18 protein-coding genes are annotated in these 24,233 nt (G+C 66.4%); 12 read left to right on the forward strand and 6 right to left on the reverse strand.

The genetic code is table 11. The annotated features are described in order from the left end of the window. Positions 1–2 precede the first annotated feature (2 nt). The 8 genes from AC6CH3_RS10005 to AC6CH3_RS10040 all read left to right on the forward strand — a co-directional run bounded on the left by AC6CH3_RS10005 (position 3) and on the right by AC6CH3_RS10040 (position 10,041). Complete coding sequence (locus tag AC6CH3_RS10005) at positions 3–2,840, forward strand: hypothetical protein (RefSeq protein ID WP_498132299.1); 2,838 nt, start codon at positions 3–5, stop codon at positions 2,838–2,840. 7 nt (positions 2,841–2,847) lie between these two features. Continuing rightward, positions 2,848–3,282 (forward strand): phage tail protein, encoded by a 435-nt coding sequence (locus AC6CH3_RS10010; protein ID WP_498132300.1) that lies wholly within the window; start codon positions 2,848–2,850, stop codon positions 3,280–3,282. A gap of 15 nt (positions 3,283–3,297) precedes the next feature. Continuing rightward, positions 3,298–4,140: a CIS tube protein gene (locus tag AC6CH3_RS10015; protein ID WP_498132301.1), complete on the forward strand. Its 843-nt coding sequence runs from the start codon at positions 3,298–3,300 to the stop codon at positions 4,138–4,140. Continuing rightward, positions 4,127–5,947, forward strand: coding sequence for a VgrG-related protein (locus tag AC6CH3_RS10020; protein WP_498132302.1), 1,821 nt, complete (start codon positions 4,127–4,129; stop codon positions 5,945–5,947). Before AC6CH3_RS10015 ends, AC6CH3_RS10020 begins: the two co-directional genes overlap by 14 nt. 40 nt (positions 5,948–5,987) lie before the next feature. Further along, positions 5,988–6,401 (forward strand): GPW/gp25 family protein, encoded by a 414-nt coding sequence (locus tag AC6CH3_RS10025; protein WP_498132303.1) that lies wholly within the window; start codon positions 5,988–5,990, stop codon positions 6,399–6,401. Beyond that, entirely contained in the window at positions 6,401–8,350 is a 1,950-nt protein-coding gene (locus tag AC6CH3_RS10030) for a putative baseplate assembly protein (protein ID WP_498132304.1), read from the forward strand. The genes AC6CH3_RS10025 and AC6CH3_RS10030 overlap by 1 nt, the downstream gene beginning before the upstream one ends. 1 nt (position 8,351) lies before the next feature. Continuing rightward, positions 8,352–8,921: a phage tail protein I gene (locus AC6CH3_RS10035; protein ID WP_498132305.1), complete on the forward strand. Its 570-nt coding sequence runs from the start codon at positions 8,352–8,354 to the stop codon at positions 8,919–8,921. A gap of 595 nt (positions 8,922–9,516) precedes the next feature. Beyond that, on the forward strand, positions 9,517–10,041 hold the full coding sequence (locus AC6CH3_RS10040) for a hypothetical protein (protein ID WP_498132306.1): 525 nt from the start codon (positions 9,517–9,519) through the stop codon (positions 10,039–10,041). 6 nt (positions 10,042–10,047) lie between these two features. Here AC6CH3_RS10040 and AC6CH3_RS10045 read toward each other — a convergent pair whose 3' ends face one another. From AC6CH3_RS10045 to AC6CH3_RS10055, 3 genes are all read right to left on the reverse strand, one after another. Next, complete coding sequence (locus tag AC6CH3_RS10045) at positions 10,048–12,897, reverse strand: AfsR/SARP family transcriptional regulator (protein ID WP_498132307.1); 2,850 nt, start codon at positions 12,895–12,897, stop codon at positions 10,048–10,050. A 235-nt stretch (positions 12,898–13,132) separates the two neighbouring features. Then, the gene (locus tag AC6CH3_RS10050) at positions 13,133–13,753 is read right to left on the reverse strand and encodes an L-threonylcarbamoyladenylate synthase (protein WP_400576613.1); all 621 of its coding nucleotides are present in this window, start codon (positions 13,751–13,753) and stop codon (positions 13,133–13,135) included. Between the two features lie 36 nt (positions 13,754–13,789). Next, positions 13,790–15,766 carry an APC family permease gene (locus AC6CH3_RS10055; RefSeq protein WP_498132308.1) on the reverse strand — a complete coding sequence of 659 codons (1,977 nt, stop codon included), beginning with the start codon at positions 15,764–15,766 and terminating at the stop codon, positions 13,790–13,792. A gap of 242 nt (positions 15,767–16,008) precedes the next feature. Here AC6CH3_RS10055 and AC6CH3_RS10060 point away from each other — a divergent pair, with 242 nt between their 5' ends. The 3 genes from AC6CH3_RS10060 (at position 16,009) to AC6CH3_RS10070 (ending at position 19,152) form a co-directional block, all read left to right on the forward strand. Then, positions 16,009–17,877: a DUF4118 domain-containing protein gene (locus AC6CH3_RS10060; protein WP_498132309.1), complete on the forward strand. Its 1,869-nt coding sequence runs from the start codon at positions 16,009–16,011 to the stop codon at positions 17,875–17,877. Continuing rightward, positions 17,874–18,548, forward strand: coding sequence for a response regulator (locus AC6CH3_RS10065; RefSeq protein ID WP_498132310.1), 675 nt, complete (start codon positions 17,874–17,876; stop codon positions 18,546–18,548). The genes AC6CH3_RS10060 and AC6CH3_RS10065 overlap by 4 nt, the downstream gene beginning before the upstream one ends. A gap of 172 nt (positions 18,549–18,720) precedes the next feature. After that, positions 18,721–19,152, forward strand: a complete 432-nt coding sequence (locus AC6CH3_RS10070; protein ID WP_498132311.1) for a VOC family protein — start codon at positions 18,721–18,723, stop codon at positions 19,150–19,152. 32 nt (positions 19,153–19,184) lie between these two features. Here AC6CH3_RS10070 and AC6CH3_RS10075 read toward each other — a convergent pair whose 3' ends face one another. Continuing rightward, entirely contained in the window at positions 19,185–20,261 is a 1,077-nt protein-coding gene (locus tag AC6CH3_RS10075; protein ID WP_498132312.1) for a class I SAM-dependent methyltransferase, read from the reverse strand. A gap of 200 nt (positions 20,262–20,461) precedes the next feature. Beyond that, positions 20,462–22,105: a LuxR C-terminal-related transcriptional regulator gene (locus tag AC6CH3_RS10080; protein ID WP_498132313.1), complete on the reverse strand. Its 1,644-nt coding sequence runs from the start codon at positions 22,103–22,105 to the stop codon at positions 20,462–20,464. Between the two features lie 159 nt (positions 22,106–22,264). Here AC6CH3_RS10080 and AC6CH3_RS10085 point away from each other — a divergent pair, with 159 nt between their 5' ends. Beyond that, entirely contained in the window at positions 22,265–22,735 is a 471-nt protein-coding gene (locus AC6CH3_RS10085) for a GNAT family N-acetyltransferase (protein ID WP_498132314.1), read from the forward strand. On the opposite strand, the gene AC6CH3_RS10090 is transcribed toward AC6CH3_RS10085, so the two are convergent. Beyond that, on the reverse strand, positions 22,707–24,230 hold the full coding sequence (locus AC6CH3_RS10090; protein ID WP_498132315.1) for an AAA family ATPase: 1,524 nt from the start codon (positions 24,228–24,230) through the stop codon (positions 22,707–22,709). The two genes, AC6CH3_RS10085 and AC6CH3_RS10090, sit on opposite strands and share 29 nt — an antisense overlap. Positions 24,231–24,233: the final 3 nt, after the last annotated feature.

The following is a 24,233-nucleotide window of genomic DNA, read 5'->3' on the forward strand; positions in this document are numbered from 1 at the left end:
CCATGAGGTGGCCTTGGCAACGCGAGCGCCCCGAGCCGGGGCCGCAAGCAGAGACGCAGCAACGCGCTCCGCAGCCTACAGTCCCGCCCGCCGGCTGGGCCTTCCTGCCACCGCTCCAGCGCACCATCGGCACCATGGACCTGGCGCACGGCCCTGACCGCTTCGCCGGTTCCCTGGCGGCATGGGCCAACCCCTCATTCACCGGAGCAATGAGCCACCTGATAACGGCGGACGCACCGCCGGGGGTGATAGACGTCGACGGCGGCGGAACCGGCGCGGGGGAAGCGTACCGTGCGGAACCGGCGGACATGACACTGCTCCTCCCCCCTGCACGTTCACACCCGGTGGGGAGACTCCCGACGGCGGTGCAGCGCGCCTCTTCTGCCGACGACGCCCCTGATGGGGCTTCTTCGGCGGCGGTGCCGGATGACATTGCCGTGCTGCCCGTCGAACCGGTTCCGTCGCCGGTGGCGGACTCCCAGCCGGTGCCGGACAATGCAGCCTTCCCTACCCAAGTGGCCTCCGGGAACCTGCCAGCGGCCATGCACCCTGCGGCGCCGGTGCAAAGGTCGGCAGCCGTGGCCCAACCTACGCCCGTGGCACCCCAGACCAAGGAGCCAGGCCGTCCGCCCGCCGAATTTGGACTGGCCGAACCATGGGACGTGGTGGCCGCGCCGCGCCCTGACCTTGAGGGCAACACCTCCGACGGGAGCGCCACCTATGTGCCGTTGCCTGCTCCGCCCGCCGTGCAGCGGTCCGCGGCCTGGGCTCCGAGCCCGCCGTCCGCTGCACGGGAAGCAACGCACTTTACCTATCCGAGCAGGCTGGGGCTGGGGCGGCCTCTGTCATTTTCAGACCCGGAGTCCTCCGAGCACCCAACACATCGGGTACCGGATGCGCCAGAAACCCACCGGCCCCTACAGCAGGCGGAAGCATCCGCACCGCCCGCCTCCGCCGTAGCCCCGCAGTCGTCGGCTGACATGGTTTCTGCCGACAGCCCGGACACCGTGGCCGGACCAATTGCCGGCGTGGCCGCCCCTGCGGAGCCAAGTCCGAGTGCGCCGCCGACGTTCTTTGAAAGCCCGGCGGCCGGGTCCACGGAAGGCGGTAACAGCGCAGAAGATGGCGCAACCGCCGGGGAGGGTGAGGGTTCGGGGGAGCGGCAGCCATCGCACGTGCCGCAAGGGAACGACGGGTCGGCGCCCTTGCTTTCGGACGTCGTGCAACCGGCAGCAGCGTCCCCGTCGGAAGATTCCGGGATGGGGACTCTTCACCCGCGGGGCACTGACACGGAAGGGACCGGGGACCTGCCCGTCGTCTTCCGGTTTCCCAAGGCTGACCATCCAGCGGACAACGGGTCCGACGGAGGGCCGGCACCCCGGGAGACTGCAGCGTCCCTGCTTCAGCCGGACGACCGACACGACGACGTGCCGGCCGGCAATTCCGGAATGGCCGCCTCCGGAATGGTCGCCGCTCTGCAGGAACCTGACCGGATCACGGCCTCCGAGCATGCCGAATCACCGGTAAGCAGCCGCGGTCTCCTGGGTAACGAAGGGGCCGGACTGCCTGCGGACAATGGATTCCCCATCGAAGCGGGGATCCCTGTTCAAAGGGTCACCGACAACGTGGTTCCGGCTGGCACTGGTTCAGCCCAGCTGTCAGCGGGAACAGTGCCGGCTCTGCTGCTCCCCGCTCAAAGCATCTTGCAACGGGCGACCGGAGCGATGCAGGAATCGAAAGCCGCCAGAACAACCCAGCAAGCCAGAACAACCCAGCAAGAGATCCAATCCAGCCAGACAGTCCAGCGTGCGGATCAAGCAGTTCCTGGCACTGTGGCCCGTTCATCCGGTTTACAGTCAGGCCAAGCCTTGCGTGCTTCGCGGCCGGCGACCCCGGGCTCCACGCCCCTTACGTGGCAGCGGATGGCGATCCCTCCGAGCGTCCAGCAACCTTCGTCAGTGGCTGCTGCGCTGGCCACTCCGGCGCCCACGACCCCGGGTTCTTCCACGTACAGCACCGATGAGGGGACGGGCACATCTGGTGCGGACAGCGCCTCAGGGGACCTCGTCAAGGGCGACTCAGACGGTCTGCCCTCTGGCTTCCGGGCCGAACCTGGTTCCGTTTACCATTCGGGGGCAGCCGTCCAATCCGAACCGGCTTACGTCGGCGGGCCCAACCTGCAGGACGTGAGCGCACCGCCCGGCCCAAGTGCCACCGTCGGAAGCGTCATTCAGCGAACCCTCACTCTGGACGCGCAGGCCGCGCGTCCCCTGGACGGATCTCCGTGGGCCGGAATGCCCTTCCGAGACACTCGCGTTTCCAAGCCCTCGCCGGGATCCGGCGCACGGGCCCTTCAGCGCATGCCGGCCTTCCCGGGACCGGTTCCGGTCCGGACAGCCCGCGACCCCATGTCAGCAGATCTCCATGGAACTGCCGCTCATCCCGTTGTTGATTTCCCTGCCCAGGACCCAGTCGTCCTGACCCTCGCTGCCCCGACAGTGGAAGCGCGGATGGCTGGGGAGACAGGCCACGGGCACGATTTCAACGGTACCGTCCAGCGGGACAGCCTGCCCGACCCGCCCGATGGCGTACCTCCGCCGGCAACCGCGCCGCAGGAGGTCTCCGGCGCGTCATCGGCAGCGGCCAGTGAAACGCCTCCCGCGGGGCCCGCCCCGCCAGCAGCCGCGCGGTCCACGGGGGCGCCAGGCGTGGCGGCCGCCGCAACACCCGACCAGCTGGAGGAGCTTGCCAAGCGGCTTGCAGGGCCGCTCATCCGCCGCATCAAGGCCGAGATGCTGCTGGACCGCGAGCGCCGCGGCCTGCGCACCGATCCGAATTGAGGAAACCATGCTGGAGGATGTCGCCACCGCTGTCAGCGTCCAATACCTCGTGGCCCTGGACAACGCCGACCTGGGAACGTTTTCCACATGCGAGGGACTTGGCTGCGAAGTAGTCATTGAATCCCGGGAGGAGGGAGGCAACAACTCCTTCATCTGGCAGCTGCCCACGCGGCTGAAGTACCCGAACATCACGCTGACCCGGCCTCTGGGAAAGGACACGGAGAAGATCGCCAAGTGGTTCGCCGACATGGCGTCGGGCTACACCCGCTGTACCGGCATTATCGAGGCGATGACCGGCAACGGCACCAAAATCGCGGGCTGGGAACTTTACGACGTCGTTCCGGTGCGGTGGAAGGGGCCCTCATTCAACCCCGACCAGCCCAAGGTCATGATGGAAACCCTTGAAATCGCCCATCACGGATTTGTCGCAAAGATTCGCTGACGGAAGGAGCCCGACGTGACTACAGTTGCAGTCCCGGCGCCGGCTAAGGGAGCGGCCACTCCCGCGGCGGCTGCCGCTGCCGGAGGCCCGTCCGGCCGCGGCGGCGAGGAGGCGCTCAAACTCTCGCACGCGTACCTTGAGCTGTTCGAACCGTCCAAGGACGGGTCACTGGACAAACCCGGCCCGCAGTTCGGGCGGATTGATTTCCAGTTCAATCCCAAAGAACTCACTATGGGCAAGTCCGCCTCGTGGGCGCGCCAAACGGCCAAAGCCAACGGGAAAGCCGGTGCGCCGCAGTACAAGGGCCCGATGCCTTCCAAACTGGCCTTGGAGATGTTCTTTGATGCCTCGGGGAAGCAGGACGATGCGGTGGTCCAGCGCGTCGACAAGCTGTTCGCGTGCTGCGCGCCCACTGAGGCGTCGCTGAAGCAGAACAAGGGTTCACCCCCCTGGGTGCTGTTCCGATGGGGCAAACTCACGGGCTTCCTTGCCTACGTATCCAGCGTGCAGGTCAAGTACACACTCTTCACCGCCGCAGGACTGCCGGTCCGCGCCACCTGTACCGTCACGCTGGAAGAAATATCCGGAGACCCGCCCAAACAGAATCCCAGTTCCGGCGGCCTGGTACCTCGGCGGGTTCACGTGCTGGTGGAGGGGGACACGCTGGCCGGGATCGCCTACCGCGAGTACGGAGATGCATCCCTGTGGCGGGCCGTGGCGGCGGCCAACGGCATCGATGATCCCATGCGTTTGCGGCCCGGCAACTCTATCCTGTTGCCCGCCGTGGATGAACTGCCTTCAGAGGCCCCGACCCATGCCACCGGCCGGGTGCGGGAGGTGGTCCGTGGGGCACAGTGAGGAGTTCAGCAACATGCTCCTGGTGGAGGTGGGCGGCACGCCGCTTCCACCGGATGTAACCGCACGGCTGGTTGCCGGCTACGTCGACGACAGCAGCAACGTCCCCGACCTCTTTCTGCTCCGTTTCAGTGACGAATACTCCACTGTCCTGGAGAAAGGCGGCTTCAGCATCGGAGTTCCCATTAAGCTGTCCGTTCAGCAGAGCGGCCCCGGAGGTCCCGTTCCGCTGCTCTCTGGCGAAGTGACGGCGCTGGAGACCGAGATGGACCACGAGGGCTTGTACACCATTGTCCGGGGCCTGGATCACTCCCATCGGTTGTTCCGCGGACGGCGCGTTGAAGCGTACCTTCAGAGCACCGCCGCGGACATTGTCCGGAAGGTAGCCCAGCGAGCGGGAATCCAGGCGGGCACTATCGCCGCGAAGGGTCCCGTGCTCCAGCACGTGGCACAGGATGGCATCAGCGACTGGGACTTCCTGCACCGGCTGGCCGTCGAATCAGGTGTGGTCCTCTCCGTGTCCGGCGGTGAACTGCATTTCACACCGTCGACGGATTCAGCGACGGCGCCGGCGGGTGTCGGCGGGGCGAAGGAGGACCCGCTCGTCCTTGAGCGGGGCGTCAACCTCGTTGCGCTCCGCGGCACGGTCACGTCCGCTGACCAGGTCCCCGATGTGGAGGTCAGGGGCTGGGATGTCGCCGCAAAGAAGGCGATTGTGGCCGTTGCACAGGCGCAGACGCGCAGTGCCAAACTGCCAGATGTGGACCCAGCTGCCCTTGCCAAGAAGTTTGGAAGTCCACGGTACGTCGCCCCTCCCACGGCCTTTGACCAGGCAGCACAATGCGACGCCGCGGCAGCCGCCATCGCCTCGCGGTTGGGAGGCGCCTTCGCGGAACTGGAAGGCCTGGCCCGCGGGAACCCGAAGCTGCGGGCCGGCACCGCAGTCGTGCTTAAGGGTGCTGGCAAGCCCTTTGACGGCCGGTACACGCTGAGCTCATCCCGCCACGAATTCAGCCCCGACACGGGTTACCTCACCACGTTCTCCGTGAGCCACGAATCCGAGCGCTCCCTCTATGGGGTCGCCGCCGGCGGCAGCGGCCGGGGCGCCGTACCTGGAGTGGTCAACGCCGTTGTGACGGCCGCAAAGGATCCGGAAAACCAAGGCAGGGTCAAGGTGAAATTTCCGGTGCTGTCCGACAACTACGAGAGCTGGTGGGCCCGCACTGTCCAGGCCGGCGCAGGTGCATCTCGGGGCGCCGTCATCCTCCCCGAAGTGGGGGACGAGGTCCTCGTGGCCTTCGGCCACGGCAGCTTCCAGCAGCCGTTCGTGCTCGGAGGCCTGTACAACGGCCAGGACCAACCGGACAAACCCTGGGCGGACCACGTGGGCTCGACCGATGGCGCCGTCACACGGCGCGCTTTCGTCTCGCGCACCGGAATGCTGGTGGAGTTCCTCGAATCCCCCGACGGGGAACAGGTGACAGTGAGTACGAGCGGGGGCAGACAGAAGATCTCGCTGGTCCAGAAACCGGACGCTGCAATCGAAATTCATTCGGAAGGGCCGGTCAGCCTCACAGCCAAAAAGGACGTTGCCGTGACGACGTCGACCGGCGCGGTAACCATCAAAGGCAAGAAAGTGACGGTGGAAGCCCTCTCGGATCTCGAACTGAAGGGCGCCACGGTGAAGATCTCCGGCACTGCGTCCGCTGAACTGAAAGCCCCCAGCGTCAAGGTGGCCGGGGATGCGACGGCGGAACTCTCCGGCGGGGCAACTACCACCGTCAAGGGCGGGCTGGTCCGCATCAACTGAGTCTGGCGCAGGATGCCGGACAACGACAGGAGGCAGCGAGGTGGGACAGGAATTCATAGGCGCCGGGTGGGCATTCCCGCTGCGGACCGACCGGACAGGCAGCATTGCGCTGGTCCGCGACCAGCGCGAAATTGAGGAGAGCATCCACCTCATCCTGGCAACATCCCCGGGAGAGCGGCCGATGCGGCCGGAATTCGGGTGCTCTGTGCACGATTACGTGTTCGCTCCTGCCGACGCCGCAACGGCAGGAGACATCGCCTACGCCGTGCGCGTGGCCTTGGACCGCTGGGAGCCACGGATCACCCTTGAGAACGTGATCGTCAACTTCGAGGGCGCGGACGCGGGAGTGCTTCTCATCGATGTGCAGTACACGATCAGGGGCACCAACGATCCGCGCAACCTCGTCTTCCCCTTCTATGTCATTCCGCGCAACGGCGAGGAGGCCGCTTCCTAATGCTCCCTTCACCCAATCTTGATGACCGCCGCTTCCAGGATCTTGTGGACGACGCCAAACGCATGGTGGCGCACCATTGCCCAGAGTGGACGGACCACAACGTCTCGGATCCGGGCGTAACGCTCATTGAAACTTTCGCCTTCATGGTGGACGAGCTCTTCTACCGGCTGAACCGCGTGCCCGATCGCTTGTACGTGGCCTTTTTGGAGTTGCTGGGGGTCACCCTTCACCCCCCGACGGCCGCGTCCGTCGAACTCCTGATGCGGTTGTCCGCTCCACAGCCGGACGCCGTCGTGATCCCGAAAGGGACAGAGGCTTCGACGCGGCGCACAGAGGAAGAGGAGGCCATCGTTTTCGCGACGACCCGTGAGTTGACGGTGCCGCCGCGCCGGCTGGCCAATGTCATAACGCAGGGGCACGGCGGGGCCGCCGTGCCCCGCACTGAAGCATTACGCGGGGACGGCAGCTTTCCCTGCTTCGGTACGCCGCCCGCGCCCGGCGACGTATTGCTGCTGGGCCTCAACGACGCGGCTCCCTCATGCGCCGTCGTGCTGCGGTTCGAATGCGAGGTCAGGGGCGTGGGGGTAAACCCCAGCAACCCGCCCCTCGTGTGGGAGGCGTGGGACGGCAGCTCCTGGGTATCGTGTGACCTGGACAGCGACGGGACCGGCGGGCTGAACCGGCCCGGCGACGTCGTGATTCATTTGCCACATCGCCATAGTTCATCTGTTCAGGGCGGTGCGCGGGCAGGCTGGCTCCGATGCCGCGTGGTGGAGCCGCGTCCCGGCTACCCGTCCTATAGTGCTTCTCCTACGGTGAGTTCCGCCAGCGCCTTTACGATAGGCGGCTCCGTTCCCGCCATCCATGCCGAGACCATCTACGACGAAGTCGTCGGAATGTCTGAAGGCGTGCCGGGGCAGTCGTTCGAATTGGGCCGCCGCCCCGTGCTGCCAGGCGGCGATGACTTCATCGTGGAGGTGGCCGCAGGCTCCGGCTGGGAGGCCTGGGCCGAAGTGGACTCGTTCGCCGGCTCAGATCCCGACGACCACGTAGTGGTGCTGGACCGCGCGTCCGGTACCGTGCGGTTTCCCCCGGCAGTGCGCGAGCCAGACGGATCCCTCCGCAGTTACGGTGCCGTGCCGCCCGCCGGAAGCCCGATTCGTATTCCGCACTACAGAACGGGCGGCGGCCCGCGGGGGAACATTGCCGCCCGGGCTCTGTCTGTGTTGCGCTCCTCCATTCCCTTCGTCAACAGCGTGGAGAATCGCCGGGCCGCACACGGTGGGGTAGCCGGGGAAACCATTGAGCAGGCGAAGGAGCGCGGGCCCCTCGCGCTGCGTACCCGGGACCGTGCCATCACCGCCGAGGACTACGAACAGCTCGCGAAACGTGCCGCCCCGGACATCGCCCGCGTCCGGTGCATCCCGGCTGTTACCCCTGACGAGGCCGGTGGCGTCCGGATCCTGGTGGTCCCCGCGGCGGTTCCGGACAAGGACAACCGGCTGACGTTCGGTGACTTGGTGCCGGACTCCGAGACTCTGGCCGCGGTCGCCGCCTACCTGGACGAGCGCCGGCCGGTTGGCGCCCGGGTGCTGGTGGAACCGCCGTTCTACCGCGGCGTGACGGTAGTCGCACAGCTGACCGCCCGTCCCAGGATCTCGCCGGAGCGTCTGCGCGCAGAGGCGCTTCGGGCGCTCTACAGTTACTTCGACCCGATCAGGGGCGGGCCCGACGGCGAAGGCTGGCCGTTCGGCCGCCCCGTGCATGCAGGCGAGGTGCATGCCGTCCTTCAGGGCCTGTCCGGGACGGAGATTGTTGACGAGGTCCACGTTTTTGCCGCCGATCCGCTCACAGGGAAGCGGGGAGAACCGCAGCAGCGCATCGACGTGAACCGGAATGCACTGGTCTTTTCTTTTGATCACCGGGTGCGCGTCTCGGAAGGGACGTGACATGCGTGGCATGGTGGAGGGACTGGGGAGTGCCGTGCCGTTGGCCACGCGCCTTCCTGCCGTCCTGCAGGAGGACGGTTTCCTCCAGCAATTCCTGCTGGCCTTCGACGACGCCCTCGCCCCCGTATTCACCACCTTGGACGGCCTCGCGTGTTACTTGGATCCGCGCCTGGCCCCCGTGGATTTCCTGGACTGGCTTGCCGACTGGGTGGGCGTAAGGGTGAATGATTCCTGGTCAACGGATCAGCGGCGTGAGGTGATTGCCAACGCAGCAACCATTCACCGTCGGCGCGGCACGGTCCCAGGCCTGGCCGATGCCGTGCGGCTGGCTGTCGGTGGTGTCCGGGACGTAAGGATCGAAGATAGCGGTGGGGCAGCCTGGTCCCAAATACCAGGCGCGGAGCTGCCGGGCCAGAGCACGGCGAGACTGCACGTCACGGTGTATGCCGCAACCACGGAGAGTGTCAGCCTCGCACGGCTGGAGGGCGTCATAAGCTCGGTGAAACCGGCCCATGTTCCCCACACCGTCGAGGTTCTTGCCTCGGCCGTTCCTTCCGACGACGATTCCTGAGGAGCAGGCGGTGCTGATCTGCGGAGAGTGCAGTGCGCGAAACGACGACGGAGAGAGTTTCTGCACCAACTGCGGCGCCTACCTGGAATGGCAGCGGCCGCTCGCCGGTGCCGCAGACAAGCCGCAAGCTGCCACGTCCGCACCGGGGCCCAAGGGCCCGCCGGACACGGCTGAGCTGCCCCAGATATCCGTGCCTGCCAGACGGGTGCCGGCTGAACTTCAGCACGGAACACCGGAGGCCGCCAATAATGGAAACGCAATCGGTGACCCTGTTACTGTCATTGACACCGAGCCTGCCGCCGTGAAGCCCGGCCAACGAACCGCCAGCGCCCCGGTGGCTAAAACTTCGGACGAAGGAAACCTCCCTGCTGTTGGCGGGCTCATCTGCGCGGCCTGCGGGACAGGCAACCCGGCTGATCGAAGCTTCTGCCGCCGTTGTGCGGAGAGCCTCACAGCGGACCCCGTCGCGGAGGCTCCGGAGGCCCCGCGGCTGTCCTGGTGGAGGCGGCTGTTTGGGCCCCCGGAGGGGAAGGCATTACCAGCCGGCACCCGGCCGAGATGGAAGTCAAGGCGGTTTCCGAGGAAAACCATCGCGTTGTCTGCGGCGCTCGGGTTGCTGGGCGGCGCGGCATATGGCAACGCTGACTCGATTGGAGGCGCTCCGCAGCGCGTCCTGGACGAATTTTTCGATGTTTCGGTTGCAGCGGACATGAAGGCCTCCCATTCTTTCAAGGATCACCGCCCCGAGCTTGCCGATGACGAGTACTCCAACACCTTGTGGGCGGGTCAGCTCAAAGACGGTGTGCACGCCAACTTCTTGGAAGCCAGGTTTGCCGGGCCCACACGTCTGGTCTACGTGTTCATTACCAAGCTTTCCGCGGAACCACATGCACCGGCGGAACTGCGGCCATCAAAAGTCCTCATATCCGTTCACTATGAGGGTGCCAAGGAAGGCGCCTATCAGAATGTCGCCGAAGTTGAGGTAGCTGATGACGAAAAGCGCCATGGCTTCTACGTCGGATCTGACAATGTCAGAGCTGTGCGGCTGACCATCATGGAGCCCAACAGCCGTACGGCCAAGTCCGTGTCCATTGCGGGAGTGCAATTTTCTGGGCGATGACAGCTATCAGATCCGCGGGGGCAGGCCGAGGTTGGGTGACACACCTAATGCCTTAAGCATGTTGGTATACCTCCGTTCGGCCCGTTCAGTTGCAGCGGGGTCCCCGGACGAGCGGTAGATCCCTATGAGGGTCCGCCATGACTCGTCACGCCACGGATCGATTTCGACGCTTCTCACGGCTGCCGCGGCCGCCGCGGCATTGTCGCCAAACGAAAGCTCAAGATGTGCGAGCGATGCAGCGGCCTCGGCGGCGCGCAGCCGGTAGCGTTCGCGTGCGTCCATCACCCATTCCGCCGCTCCGTCCTCAGGCAGCACCTCACCTGCATACAGTCCGACTGCTTGCCGCAACTTTACTGCTGCCTGTTCGGAACTGCCGGTGCTTCGTGCCACCGTGGCGTCGTGGATGGCCTGGTCGAAGTCCGAGAGATCGAAGGTTGATCCGCTGTTCAGGACCAAAGCATAGGCTTCGCCTTGCCGCACGATGGGCTGGCGCGTTTCGGCCGCGGGCCCCTCGGCCTGAAGGGCGCGGCGCAGACTCGATACGCTGACCTGGAGGTTGTGAAGCGCCGATGGTGTGTCAAGATCGGCCCACAGTTCCCCGGCAAGGCGGTCTCGGTGTACCGGACGCCCTGCATGGAGCGCCAGGATGCGAAGTACAGTCCGTGCCTGAGGGCGCACGCGCGACAAGTCGACTTCGGCTCCGTCGGCAGCGACCGAGAATCTGCCGAAACACCTGATATGAAGAGTGGGCAAGGGAGGTGCCTGTGACACGGGCGCAGGTGCCTTGCCTGGCGACTGTGTTGGAACCGGCCCAGTCCGGGACGTGGCAGTTGGGCTCTTTGACCCGGATCCAATCCATGTCCACGGCCGACAGACGAATCCGGCCGACTTGGCAGTTTCGGCAGCCGCCTGCATAAGGTCGGAATATCGCTCCGGCCGGGTTTCTGCCATGGCGGCATACGCCACCGCAAGCGCGCCCGGGACATCAGCGGTGCGTGCGAATGCTTCAGCGGTCAGCGCTTCCTCGGCAGCGCCGGGTAGATCCTGTATTGCACCGACGAGGGCCTGCGCCGCTTGGGCCCACGCTTCCAAAGCACCCGCATCCAGTCTTCGGAAACGTGCCGCGAGCGCTTCGAAGGCAAGGTATTCGGGCCGGCCGCTTCGTAGTCTCATGAGTGCGTCTGATGCAGCAACAAGGGCCGCGCCCCACTCATCCCCTCTCAGCTCGCATTCCTCCAGCACGGCCTGCACCGCATCCTGGCGAGCAGCACCCCCGAACAGTGAAGCCTGAATGCCTTGGGCGAGACGGGCGAGCCAAGTGAATCCCAGACGGTCTGCCTGCCGCTGAACGGCATCAATCTCTTCAGCCGGACCGCTGACTCCCAAGGGTGCCGGATCGGGCCCGAGAACAGCCAACGCAAGTTGGGCGGCGAGGGCGGCCGGTGTCTCGTCATCCGGACTCTCGGCGCACTTCCTGAGAAATGGGAGCGCGCCGCGTTGGTCGCCTGCGAGTAGAAGAGCGATGCTTTTAGCCAGGACCTCCCCTGGCACACGGGGATTGTGCATCGACCGTGCGGCAGACCGTGGGCCGCCATGACTGGCTGCCCGGAGAACACCGGAAGGACCGGGCCCAGCTGCCGGTTGGTCCCCTGCCCAAACGGCCGCGATTGTACGCAGCTCCCGGGCCAGCCGGAGGTACTCCTCATCGTCAGTCAGCTTGGGAACCTCTGCTGCTGCCCGGTATGCGCCGGCAGCGCAACCGTCATCCAGCAGGCTCCGTGCTGCGGCCAAAGCATAACGTGCATCTTGGCTGGTCAAGCCCGCAGGCGCGAGTGCTGCCCAACGGCACGCACCGGGAACGAGCACACGGTGTCCGGTGCGGTCCATCATCTCGCGCACTCCCTCCCAGTCCTGGCCCTCAGCCAGGATCCGCAAGGCAGCGCGATACATGCCTTCCCGTTCAAGAACGCTTGATGTGCTTCGCCGGATGCTACCCGTAACCGTGTGACCGAAGTCTCCCAGACCGGCAATCAGATATTGTCGCAATACTTCCGGAAGCCGAAATGTTGTTGCGCCGTCCTCCCGCACGAGGATTCCCAGCTCTGCCAGTTCGTTCAGAAGGAGACCGCTCTCGGTACTGTCCAGCAGCACGTCGCATCGGGCGGGCGTCAGCTGATCCAGGAGGCACGTTTGGCGGAGCAACTTTGCCATTTCCGGGGTCGTTCCGGCCAGAACGTGATTCGTCAGGTAATCCTCTGCATAGCGCGGGACCTCGCCGAGGGACTCGGCTGCACGTCGGCGTTCAACCGTGGAACGACCCTTAGTGACGGTGTGAAAGAGGTGGAGGGCTGCCGGCCAACCGTCTGTTCTGCGTGTCAGGTTGAATGTGCCGGCTGCGCTCAGGGGCTGTTTGTAGGTGGTTCGGAACAGTTGCTCCACTTCGGGGGCGCGGAAGCGCAGTTCATCCGGTCCAACTGTGACGAAGGATGGGAGTTCCGACTGGGCCAGATTGAACGACGGGGGGCGCCGGCTGCCCAGGAGGAAATTGAGCTGCGGCGAACCCAGCAACAGCAACTGTTCCAGCTCTGACTCCGCGCAGGTGCCGGCCAGAACGTGCAAATCGTCCACCACAAAGTAGACGGGAGTGTGCAGCCTTCCGGCCATCATGGCGAGTTCGGGAAGGGAATGTGCAGGTTCATCGCCGACGACGGCTGCCAGGGCAGTTGTGAACCTGGCCAGCATCTGGCCAGGGACTGCATCACCGGGCGTTGCCCGGTACCAGAAGACGGTTGCGTCCTCCTGGGCTGCCCAGTGCGCCAGGAGAGTGGTCTTTCCGGATCCCGGGGGAGCGATCACGAGCCCCAGTCTTGCCCGTGGTGATCCGCGGAGCGCATGAATCAGCCTCGGCCGCACGAGTCCGGTGACCGTCGGCGCAGTCGTGCAACCACCCTGTTGCGTTTCTGCCATGCTGTCCTGCTCTCACGGAAGGGTCTGGGTCCCCAGCGTGGACAACAGTGTAAGGTCCGCATGCAGCGGCGAGGCACTATTAAGTGGCTTCCAGCGCGTTGTGACGACCGGCGGTAGGCCCGCGCTATTCGAACCGCGACGGATCGCCGGTTCCCCGTCGCACCACCTCGGCGACGCCGCTCGAGAAGTCAATGACCGTCGTCGGCTCTGCCCCGCAGTCGCCGGAATCGACGACGGCGTCCACCACGTGGTCGAGCCGTTCCTTGATTTCCCAGCCCTGCGTCAGCGGATCCTCCTCGTCCGGCAACAGCAGCGTGCTGGAGAGCAGCGGTTCGCCCAGTTCGGCAAGCAGCGCCTGGACGAAGCTGTGCTGCGGGATGCGCACGCCCACGGTCTTCTTCTTGGGGTGCAGGAGCCGCCTCGGCACCTCCTTGGTGGCCGGCAGGATGAACGTGTAGCTGCCGGGCGTCACGGCTTTGATGCTGCGGAATACGTCGTTGCCGATGTTCACGAATTGCCCCAGCTGGGCGAAGTCCCTGCAGACCAGTGTGAAGTGGTGCTTGCTATCGAGCTGGCGGATGGTGCGGATCCGGTCCAGCGCCTCCTTGTTGCCCAGCTGCGCACCCAGGGCGTAGCAGGAATCCGTGGGGTAGGCGATCAGCCCGCCGGAATGAAGGAGATCCACGATCTGGGCGATCGCGCGCGGCTGGGGGTCCTCGGGATGAACATCAAAGTATCTCGCCATGGCTAGAGCCTACGGCCCCGGGGCCGGTTCCCGCATTCACCCCACGTGCACCCACGGCCTCCGGGTGACATCGGGTTCGGCTTCCCGCAGCACCTCCCGGGTCACCGGCGCGATCTCCCCTTCGCCAAGGAACAGGAAATGCAGCAGGTTCACCACAGGATTGCCTTCGGTCCAGCGGAAGTAGATGTGCGGCATCAGCCCGGTGACATCGCGGATGTGCAGGAGCACCGAGGCGATGGTGTTCGGCACCACGGGGCCGTGGACCTCCAGGACCCGGTACCCGTGCCGGACCACACCGCGCACTTCCAGTTCGGTTTCGAAGTCGGAGCAGTCGCCCACATAGACTTCCAGGAACAGGGCTTCGTAGTGGAGGGGCAGGTGGCTGACCTCTATCGTCGAGGTCAGCTTTTGCCGGTACGCCTCCGCGCTTTGCCGCAGCGGCTCGTGGGCGATGATGCCGATGGGCCCGCTGTCGTCGGACGCGACGAATTCGAGGGCCGCCCGGTCCAGCCGCACGTGCGTGGCGTGCAGTTCAAACGACCGGCCCACCCTGGACAGCAGCGAGATGACGATGATGCCGAGGATGAAAAGCCCGGCGATCCGGATCCCTTCGGGCCGTTCGACAATGTTCGCGACCGTGGTGTAGATGAACACCAGGGCAATCAGCCCGAACCCGGCAGTCCGCTTGCGCTCCCCGCGGTGCCGGGCGGACAGCGCCACAGCAACAGCGGCGGATGTCATGAGAACGAGGACGCCGGTGGCGTAGGCGCCGCCCTGGGCATCGACGTCGGCCTCGTAAAGGATGGTGACCAGGAACGCCGTCACGGCGAAAACCAGCACCAAGGGGCGCACAGCCTTGGCCCATTCCGGCGCCATCCCGTAGCGGGGAAGGTAGCGAGGGACCAGATTGAGCAGACCCGCCATGGCCGAGGCACCGGCGAACCAGAGGATCGCGATGGTGCTGATGTCGTAAACCGTGCCGAAGCCCGATCCCAGGTACTCGTGCGCGAGGAATGCCAGGGCACGTCCGTTGGCCTCCCCGCCCGTCTCGAATTCGGCGGCAGGAATAAGGATCACAGTGACGAAGCTGCTGCAGATCAGAAACACGCTCATGATCAGGGCCGCCGCGGTCAGCATCCGCCGGGTGCCGCGGATGCGCCCCGCCGGATTCTCCTCCGTGTCGCTTGCGTGGCCCCGCACCTGCGGCATCACGGCGACACCGGTTTCAAAACCGGAAAGCCCCAGTGCCAGTTTGGGGAACACCAGCAGCGCGATTGCCACGGCCAGCAATGGATTGCCGTGGGAGGTAACCAGGGTCTGCCACCAGTCGCTAACGGCGGCCGGGTGCGTCAGTGTTTCGACGGCGGCCCTCGCCATCACCACGACGTTCAGTCCCAGATAGACGGCAACCAGGAGGACGGCAATGCCGATCGCCTCCTTGAACCCGCGCAGGAAAACGGCAGCAAGCAGGGCAAGCAGAACCAGCGTCACCATCACCTCCTGGCCGGGCAGCCAGTCGGGGGCATACGGATTTTCCACCAGGTGCGCCGTGGCGTCCGCCGCCGAAAGCGTCATGGTGATCATGAAGTCCGTGGCCGCGAAGCCGAGCAGCACCAGGACGAACAACTTGCCGCCCCAGCGGGGGAGCAGGCGCTCGAGCATGGCGATCGAGCCCTCACCGCGCGGGCTCTCGGCGGCAACGCGGCGGTACACGGGCAGCGCCCCGAACAGCGTGACAGCCACGAGCACCAGCGTGGCGAGCGGAGAAATCACCCCGGCCGCGAGCGCCGCTATCGCCGGCTGGTATCCGAGCGTGGAAAAGTAGTCGACGCCCGTGAGGCTCATGACCTGCCACCATGGGTGCCGGCGCTCCTGCGCAGGCGTGCGGCCGCCAGGCCCCTGGTGGGACCCCTTGCCGTCCTGAAGGCCCAGGAGGAGCCAGTCCCTAACGGACGGCTTCCGGCTGAGCAGCAGCGCCGACGGGTCTGCGGGGGGACGGTTCATCGTGGTCATGGGGGCCTTTCAGCACGCGGCACGGCGCCACGGGCACAGCCGAACGTAGCACCGGGCGGGGCGCGCCGGGCCCGTAAGGGAAGGAATCTTGACGGTTCCTTAACGCCCGTGTGAGGCAGTGCACAGCGGCCCCGCTACCGAACCCGTCCCTTGCCCGCCGCGCCGGCCCGGGCTTCCGGCGCTCGTCCCGGCGCGGATTCCGGCGCACAGGTGATGCCGCCCGCGGGTGAAAGAATGGCGTCATGACACGGGAACGGATAGTCATTGGCCTGTCCGGGGGCGGTGAGGGCGACGTGCTGATCCGCCGTGGCGCCAGAATCCTGGACGGCACCGACCGCGGGGAGCTGCTCGCGGTGCACATCCGCTCCTCAGAGGGCGTGGCCGGCGAATCGCCCCAGGCACTTGAAGCGCAGCGCCGGCTGGTTGTGGAGCTGGGCGGCAGCTACCACACCGTTGCTGCCGCGGACCCTGCGGATGCCCTTCTCGAATTCGCGGCACATGTCGGTGCCACCCGGATAGTCATCGGCCAGTCCCGGAGGGTGCCGTGGCTCCCGACGGGCGGCGGCGTGGAACCCCGGGTCGTTCAAGCGGCCGGGGACTTCGACGTGCAGGTGGTGCCGCATCCCCGGGCTGGCCGCGGCATGGGCAGGACAAGGCGGGGGGATCTGGGCCGCCTGCGGGTGACTCTTGGGTTTGCCCTGGCGGCAGCCGTTCCTGTGCTCATGCTGCTCCAGCTCGCCGGGGCTGTGGCAGTGGCGCTGGTCGGAGGCCTGTGGCCGGCCGTGGCAGGTGCGCTGTGGAGCAGCCTGCTGGTCAACTTCTTTTCAACTCCGCCGCTGGGGGATCTGGCCATTCATGACCACCAGGACCTGCTGTCCCTGGGCGTGTTCGTCGGTGTGTCCGTCGCAGTGGCGGGCGTTGTGGACAGGTCAGCCCGGCGGTCCAAGGAGGCGGCCCGGTCGCAGGCGGAAGCCGCAACGCTCGGGGAGCTGGCCCGCGGCGCCACCCGAGCGGACGACACCGTGGGCAGCCTGCTGGAACAGGCGCTGGATGTCTTCGGGGCGCGGGCGGCAACGGTTTTCAGCGGCACCGGGATGCCCGGCACGGCGGCCGCCGACGGGACGGATCACAACCTGCGGCTGGTTGCGAGCGCCGGGGAGCTCACCGACGGGGAGCGCGCGGGCCTGGACTTCGACGGCCAGACCGTGGAGCCGATCGACGGCGTGACGTGGCTTGTGCTCGCAGGCAGGAGGGTTCCGGCTGCCGAAAGCAGTCTCCTCGGCGCCTTCGCCGCCCACGTCATGGCGCAGCTCGAGCGCCAGCAGTTGGCCGCCAGCCGGCTGGAGGTGCTGAGGCTCGCAGAAGGAAACACCATGCGCACAGCGATCCTGCGGGCAGTGTCCCACGACCTCCGCACGCCGCTGGCCGGAATCAAGCTCGCGGTGGGCGGCCTCCTCCAAAAGGAAGTGACCTACAAGCCCGGAGAACAACAGGAACTGCTGGAGACCATCGACGAGTGCGCAGACCGGCTCGACCTGCTGGTGGCGAACCTCCTGGACATGTCGCGCATTACAGCCGACTCCGTTCGCCCGTTGCTGGTGCCGGTCCGTTGGGCTGATGTGGTCCCGCCAGCGCTGCAGGGACTGCAGGCCGGGGCTGTCCGGGTGGAGCTTCCGCCCAACCTGCCCGCCGTGGACGCGGACCCCGGCCTGCTCGAGCGGGTCATCGCAAATATCGTGGAAAACGCCGTCAAGTACGCCCCGGGATCGGACATCACGGTGGCTTGTGTGTCGGATGGCCTGAGCGCGGCCCTCTTGGACGGGCAGCCGGCGGGCGAACTCAGGATCATCGATCATGGAAGCGGTGTGCCTGCCCGGGACGTGATCGCCATGTTCCTGCCGTTCCAGCGCCTCGATGACATCCCGCAGTCCACGGGGGTGGGTCTCGGGCTCGCGGTAGCCAAGGGGTTCATGTCCGCAATGGGAGGGAGCCTGACCGCCGAGGAGACCCCTGGCGGAGGGCTGACCATGGTGATCCGGCTGCCCTTGTCCACCGGCCCGGTCCATGGCCCGCGGGACGCCGCCCGCCCGTCGGCGGGGGCCGCGCAGTGATCCGGGTCCTCGTGGTGGATGACGACCGGCACCTGCTGACCGCCCTGCGGATTACCCTGCAGGCCCACGGATACAGCGTGGACACGGCTTCGGATGGCCGGGCCGCGCTGACGGCGGCCTCCCGCCATCCGCCCGGCCTTGTTGTCCTGGACCTGGGGCTGCCCGACATTGACGGGGCGGCCGTTCTCCGCGATCTCCGCCGCTGGAGCACCGTTCCGGTCCTCGTGCTCTCGGCGCGGCACGGATCGTCGGACAAAGTTGATGCACTCGATGCGGGGGCGGACGACTACATCACCAAGCCGTTCGGGCTTGAGGAGTTCCTGGCTCGCCTCCGCGCGCTCCTGCGCCGCGTCCCGGTGGCGGGCGGGCCGGCCACGGTCAGCACGGCCGAGTTCACGGTGGACCTGGGGCAGCGGCTCGTCACCCGGAATGGAGAGGCGGTGCGGCTGACGCGCACCGAATGGAGCATCCTGGAATTGCTGGTCAGCAACCCGGGGAAGCTCATCACGCAGCAGCAGATCCTGGCGACGGTCTGGGGGCCCGCCTATCAGAAGGAGGCCAACTATCTGCGGGTCTACATGGCCCAGCTCCGCCGGAAGCTGGAACCGGACACGGGCAAACCGCGCCATCTCCTGACGGAAGCGGGCATAGGCTACCGCTTCCGGCCCTGACCGGGCCTTCAGCCGGGCCTTCAGCCGGCCGCGAGGAGCGTTGACGAGCGTGGCCAGCGTATCCGCAACACCCCGTGAACCCTATGAAGGGGCGCCCGTTTGGGGCAACATGTGTAGTGCGGTCCGCCACCCGAGCGGCCATCCAGCCTGTCCCGACTCGAAGGAGAATGCTGTGCCTACCGTGCTCAACCCTTACCTCGGTTTCCGCGACGACGCCCGCGATGCGATGACCTTCTACCAGTCCGTTTTCGGCGGGGACCTGGCCCTCAGCACCTTCGGCGACTTCCAAGCCAGCGAAGACCCGGCAGAGGCGGACAAGATCATGCACGGGATGCTGACTGCCGGCAACGGGCTGGTCCTCATGGGCGCGGACACGCCCGCGGGCATGGACTACACGCCTGGCAACACCATCTCTGTGTCGCTCAGCGGCGAGGACGAAACCGAACTGCGCGGCTACTGGGACAAGCTCTCCGGCGAGGGCGGCAGCGTCACGGTGCCGCTGGAGCCCGCGCCGTGGGGTGACACGTTCGGCATGTGCACGGACCGGTTCGGCATTGCCTGGCTGGTCAACATCGCCGGACCCCAGCAGGCGTCCCCGGCCTGACGATTACTGCCTGACGATTACTTCCCTGACGCCTACTTCCGCGCTACGAAGTAGGCATTGAAGGGGTCCTCCTCCAGGTTCCGCACCTCCATATCGTCGAAACCGGCCTCGCGGACCATGGATTCGGCCAGCTGCACGCCCCACACGGTGCCGAGGCCCGCTCCGTCCTGCGCCAGCGAGACCGACATGCAGTGGGTCGTGGAAATCGCGTAAAGGAATGCGGCCCACGGAAGGTCGATGTTGTCCTCGAGGTTGCTCGACGCCTTCATGTCCACCATGAGGAAGGTGCCGCCGGGGCGGAGCGCCCTGTGGATGTTGCGCAGGACGGTGGCGGGATGGGCCTGGTCGTGGATGGCGTCAAAAACCGTGATCAGGTCCAGCCCTTCGCTGATGTCCAGCGCCGAGGCGTCAAGGAGTTCGAAGCGGACATTGTCCAAACCGAGGCGTTGGGCTTCGGCGCGTCCCGCATCGAGGGCCTCCTCGAAGAAGTCGTAGCCCGTGAACCGGCTGGCGGGGAATGCAGCAGCCATGAGGTTCACGGCGTGGCCGGCGCCACAGCCGATGTCCGCGACGTCGATGCCGGCGCGCAGTGCCTCCACCCTCCCGGTGAGCGGAAGGATGGACTCCAGCAGGGACGCGTCGTGGACTGCGCCGCTGTCAGCGGCCTGGATCTGTACGAAGCCGGGGTAGTCGGAGTAGCTCAGCCCGCCGCCGGTGCGGAACTTGTCGGCGATCTTTCCGGCGACTTCCCCCATGAGCGTGACATAGGTCAGCGTGCGGGCGAGGTTGTCCACGCCCGGTCCGCTGACTGAGGGGACAAGGGCCCGGTCCAGGAGGTACGTCTTGGCAACCGCGTCATATTCCACGAAGCGTGCGGTCACCATGCCGCCCAGCCACTCGCGGACGTAGCGTTCGTTCAGTCCGGCGGCGTCGGCGATTTGTTCGCTGCTGGCAGCCGGCAGGGCGGCCAGTGTCTCGAACAGCCCTGTTTGGTGGCCAATGCTCGCCAGGATGGCGATGGAGGCGTCATTGAGGATGCCGACGAGCCGCTCCGCCCCGGCCTCGACCGCATCCGTCTGCGGGACTGTTTCCGTTTGAATGGTGCTCATGGTCCGTGTCCTTTCCGAAGTCCGGACGGGGATGTCCGGTACTTTGACGCTACGGTCCGCGTACCGGAACGCGCGTCGGGCGGATGGTGCATGTTTCGCGGCGGGGAATGGGTCGCCTGATGCAGCCCCGCCGCACCGGCGTCGGGTGTCAGTTCCACTGAAGTACGACGGCGGCGGGCGAGTCCCGTCCGAAAGCGGCGTTACGCCGTCGGACGCTTTTTCAGGCCGTGCTCCTGCGCCCAACCGGCTGCGCCGGTGCGGGAGGTGACCCCGATCTTGAGGAAGATGTTGGCAAGGTGCCGGCGCGCCGTCTTTTCGCTGATGACCAGCGACGCGGCCACCTGCCGGTTGCTTGCTCCGCCGCTGACCAGTGCCAAGACCTCCGTTTCACGCGCCGTGAGGCCGCCGGGGGAGGCGCCTTCGAGCCGCCGGGCGTCCGGGGCTGCTCCAAGCTGACGGTAGATGGCAATCGCTGTTGCCCGGTCCGCGGCGGCGATGTCCGGCTGTCCGAGGACGGCGCGGCAGTCGGCCATCAGTTCGTGGATCCGGGCGGTGCTGTAGCGGGCGCGCTGTTCGCGGTAGATGCGGGCAGCGGTGTTCAGCGCGCCGAGGGCTTCCTCCGCCCGGCCGGCTCCCAAATGCACGATTCCGCGTGCCTGCGCTGCCCAGGCCTGCAGCCCGGGCGACGCGAAGCGGACAGCTGTCTGTTCCAGCTGCTCACAGAACGCCGAGGCGAGGGCCTGATGTCCTGCGGCTGCGGCAAGTTCGGCAGCAGCGAGGCGCATGCGGGCGCCTTCGAGGGGGCCGCTTTCGCCAAGCGCCACCCGCAAGTGCTCCAGCGCTGAGTCGTGGTCACCGGCGGCGGCCTGGAGGAGGGCCTCACCGGGCTGCGGTTCAACGCCGGTGTCCCGCACCCGGGCGTACGCCGCCACGGCGCCTGCCGTATCTCCGCGCAGCCGCCGGATTTCGCCCAGCTCATAGAACCCGGCCCCGGCCATCCAGCCGTGGGATGTCGCCAGCCGTTCGCTCAGGGGGCCGATCTCGCGCTCCACGGCATCCCAGTTCCCCTCGGCACTGAGGAGCTGCAACTCGTGGACGCGGGTCACGTCTGCGTACACGAACGTGCTGGAAAGACCCGCGGTCCAGCGCTCCAGAGCCGCGGTCCAGGCCCGCATGCGGGCGAGGTCACCAAGTTCGTGGCAGAGGTGGACCACGGTGCAGTAGATGTCGCCCGCCCACTCAGGGGCCACGTCACCGGCGATCACCGGCAGCATCGCCTCGTCCAGGTCGTTGAAGCCCGAGTCTGTCCGTCCTTCCCGCACCAGGGCGATGGCTGAGAGCACGCGGGCAAAACAGGCGAGGGCAGGGTCCCCGAAGCGCCGGGACAGCGCCTCGACTTTGCCGGCGGCCTCAGCGGCGGCAGCCGGGTCCCCTTCGAGGTCCATGGACATGGCCGCCTCCAGGTACAAAAGGTATCCGGTCTCCGGACATTCCGTAATGCCCTGCAGCAGCCGCCGGGCCCGGTTGAGCCACCCGGATGCAACGGCAAGGTCGCCGCGCGTTCCCCAGCGGAGGGCCAGCACAATCGCCGTCATAGCCGCGGTAGCCGGCTCGCCATCACTGTCCTGCCGGCGGTACAGCTCCTCGGCAGCCGCCAGCGATTCCGGCACGTCGCCCAGCCACCACGCCGAGTCGGCCAGTCCCTCGAGGTCGGCCGGGCCGAGCTGTGCCGGCCCCTGCTGTGACTGGCGCAGCGCAGCAGTGAAGTTGCGGTTCGCCACGTTCCAGTCCCGGCGCTGATAGGCGTCGCGGGCAGTTGTTATCAGGTCGTCGAGTTCAGGCATCGGACAGCTCCCGGATGAGTGCCTCCAGCCTACTGCCGGGGAATGCCGGGGGACAGGCGTTGCCCAGCACGAGGCACCGCCGCGATCTTCGTCTGCAGCTGGCGTCTGCCCGCCGGGGGACTTCCATCGGGCAGCCGCCCGGTGTGATGAAATCAGGGGATGGAGATCCGTCCGTACGTCGAATCCGATGCCCAGGCGACTCTGAGCGTATTCCTGGCGGCGGTGACGGAGACTGCTGCCCTGGATTACTCAGCAGAGCAAATCGCGGCGTGGGCACGGCCAGCTGAACGGGACACCAACGAGTGGAACTCCGCAAGGATGGCGTCAAATACCTATGTGGCCACTATCGGGGCCGAGGTCGCCGGCTTCTCCGACGTCGGAGACGACGGCTATATCGACATGATGTTTGTAGCCCCCAAGTTCGGTCGATGCGGGGTGGCCAGCGCCCTGTTATCGCATCTCCACGCCATCGCGGCCATGGCCGGTGCAACCGAGCTGCACACCAACGCGAGCATTACGGCGCGACCCTTCTTTGAGCAGCACGGTTTCACCGTGGCCGGCGAGCAGCACCCCATCCTGCTTGGCGTAGAGATGACCAACTTTAGGATGATGCGTCCGCTTCGGAGCTGATGCCAGAACTGTAGGAAAGATGGCCGCTCGACGGCCCGCTAAAGCCGGCTCCGGCGGGGCCGGGTCCAGATAAGCCGGGTGCACCAAAACCGCTGACGCCAGGGTTCTCGAAGCCGGCGCCTGCTCCGCTGCCCAAGAGGCTCCGGGTAAGTGCCTCGCCGTCCTCCATCAGCCCGTCAACAGCGAAGCTCAGATGTCTATCATCAACGGGGACGCCCTCCAAGGCGGCAGCAACCACGGCCCGCCGGACGAGTTCTCGGGCAAAGGAGGCGGTCGTGCCTTCGGTGCGGGATGCTGCATCTTCAACAGCGTCACTACTGAAGGGAATCGCGCGGGCGTAGAGTTTCACGAGGTTAATGCGCTCCCTCAAGGCCGGGAGCGGGATCTCTACGGCCAGATCAACGCGGCCCGGACGCTGCGCCAGAGCACGCTCGAGCATATCGACGCGGTTGGTGGTGAGGACGAAGGCCACGTCTGCATCTCTGTCCAGGCCGTCCATGGCGTCCAGCACTTCGAACAACAGCGGTTGCGGTCCGTGCCCGAAGCTTCGGTCCTCGGCAATCAGGTCGCAGTCTTCAAGAACGACGATGGAAGGCTGCAGGGCCCGGGCCATGGTGGCGGCCTCGGCGATTCTGGCCAGCGATCCCCCCGACAGGAGGATGGCGGTGGTTCCCGCGCTCTGGCTCAGCAGATAGCGGACAGTATGGGTTTTGCCCGTCCCCGGCTTGCCGTAGAGAAGGATGCCCCTCTTGAGGTGCTGCCCGTATTCGCTGAGCGACTCTCGGTGATCGGCGATGCCGAGCGCATGGCCTGACACCTTCTGCAGTAAGCCGTCGGGCAGAATGACCTCGGACTCTGTCAGGGAAGGTCTGGCATGGAAGGTGACGCCTGCGGCGCTGGGACCGTACTCGCCCATAACCAATGAAATCATCTGACCCTTGAGGACGCTCCGGTGCTGCAGTCTTCGACGGAACGCGGAGAGGAATTCCGCTGCACTGCCGGTGTCACCCGCGAGGACCTCGAGGGAAGCTGACAGCCGCCCAAACCGCGGGTTTGCATCCCGCTGCCATACGGCAACTGGGCGGCCTCCCTGTCTGAACAGCCACAGGCCCATGGCGACGGCCTGGCGTTGCTCATCCGGCCCGGTAGCCAGGTTCTTGAAATCGGGCTGCGACAGAGGGAACTGCGGGAAGAACCGGGACTGTTGCAGCATGTCGCTCAGTGACTGGTGATGGCGCTGGTCCCCGCCGCCGATGCCCAGCAGCTGGAAGTCCTCGCTCTCGGCGGCAAGTTCTGCCATCAGGATGTCAGCATCGACGAACCGGTGCACGGGTATCTCCTCCACGACCACGGACAGCGTTTCCGCGGGAACACCGAGATGTTCAGTGAGAGTGGTCAGCAGCTGCTCTCCGCCCTGCACGCGGTGCTGGCCGGACTGTGCAAGCTGCACCAGTTGAGCAAAATCGTCGATGAACTTCCCCAAGTTTTCATCCATGCG

The organism is Arthrobacter sp. GQ119, from assembly GCF_059759125.1.

Coding starts and splice junctions, on each gene's coding strand:
- AC6CH3_RS10005 (WP_498132299.1), top strand. CDS start 3: ATGAGGTGGCCTTGGCAACGCGAGCGCCCCGAGCCGGGGCCGCAAGCA.
- AC6CH3_RS10010 (WP_498132300.1), top strand. CDS start 2,848: ATGCTGGAGGATGTCGCCACCGCTGTCAGCGTCCAATACCTCGTGGCC.
- AC6CH3_RS10030 (WP_498132304.1), top strand. CDS start 6,401: ATGCTCCCTTCACCCAATCTTGATGACCGCCGCTTCCAGGATCTTGTG.
- AC6CH3_RS10035 (WP_498132305.1), top strand. CDS start 8,352: ATGCGTGGCATGGTGGAGGGACTGGGGAGTGCCGTGCCGTTGGCCACG.
- AC6CH3_RS10050 (WP_400576613.1), bottom strand. CDS start 13,753: ATGGCGAGATACTTTGATGTTCATCCCGAGGACCCCCAGCCGCGCGCG.
- AC6CH3_RS10055 (WP_498132308.1), bottom strand. CDS start 15,766: ATGACCACGATGAACCGTCCCCCCGCAGACCCGTCGGCGCTGCTGCTC.
- AC6CH3_RS10060 (WP_498132309.1), top strand. CDS start 16,009: ATGACACGGGAACGGATAGTCATTGGCCTGTCCGGGGGCGGTGAGGGC.
- AC6CH3_RS10075 (WP_498132312.1), bottom strand. CDS start 20,261: ATGAGCACCATTCAAACGGAAACAGTCCCGCAGACGGATGCGGTCGAG.
- AC6CH3_RS10080 (WP_498132313.1), bottom strand. CDS start 22,105: ATGCCTGAACTCGACGACCTGATAACAACTGCCCGCGACGCCTATCAG.
- AC6CH3_RS10085 (WP_498132314.1), top strand. CDS start 22,265: ATGGAGATCCGTCCGTACGTCGAATCCGATGCCCAGGCGACTCTGAGC.
- AC6CH3_RS10090 (WP_498132315.1), bottom strand. CDS start 24,230: ATGGATGAAAACTTGGGGAAGTTCATCGACGATTTTGCTCAACTGGTG.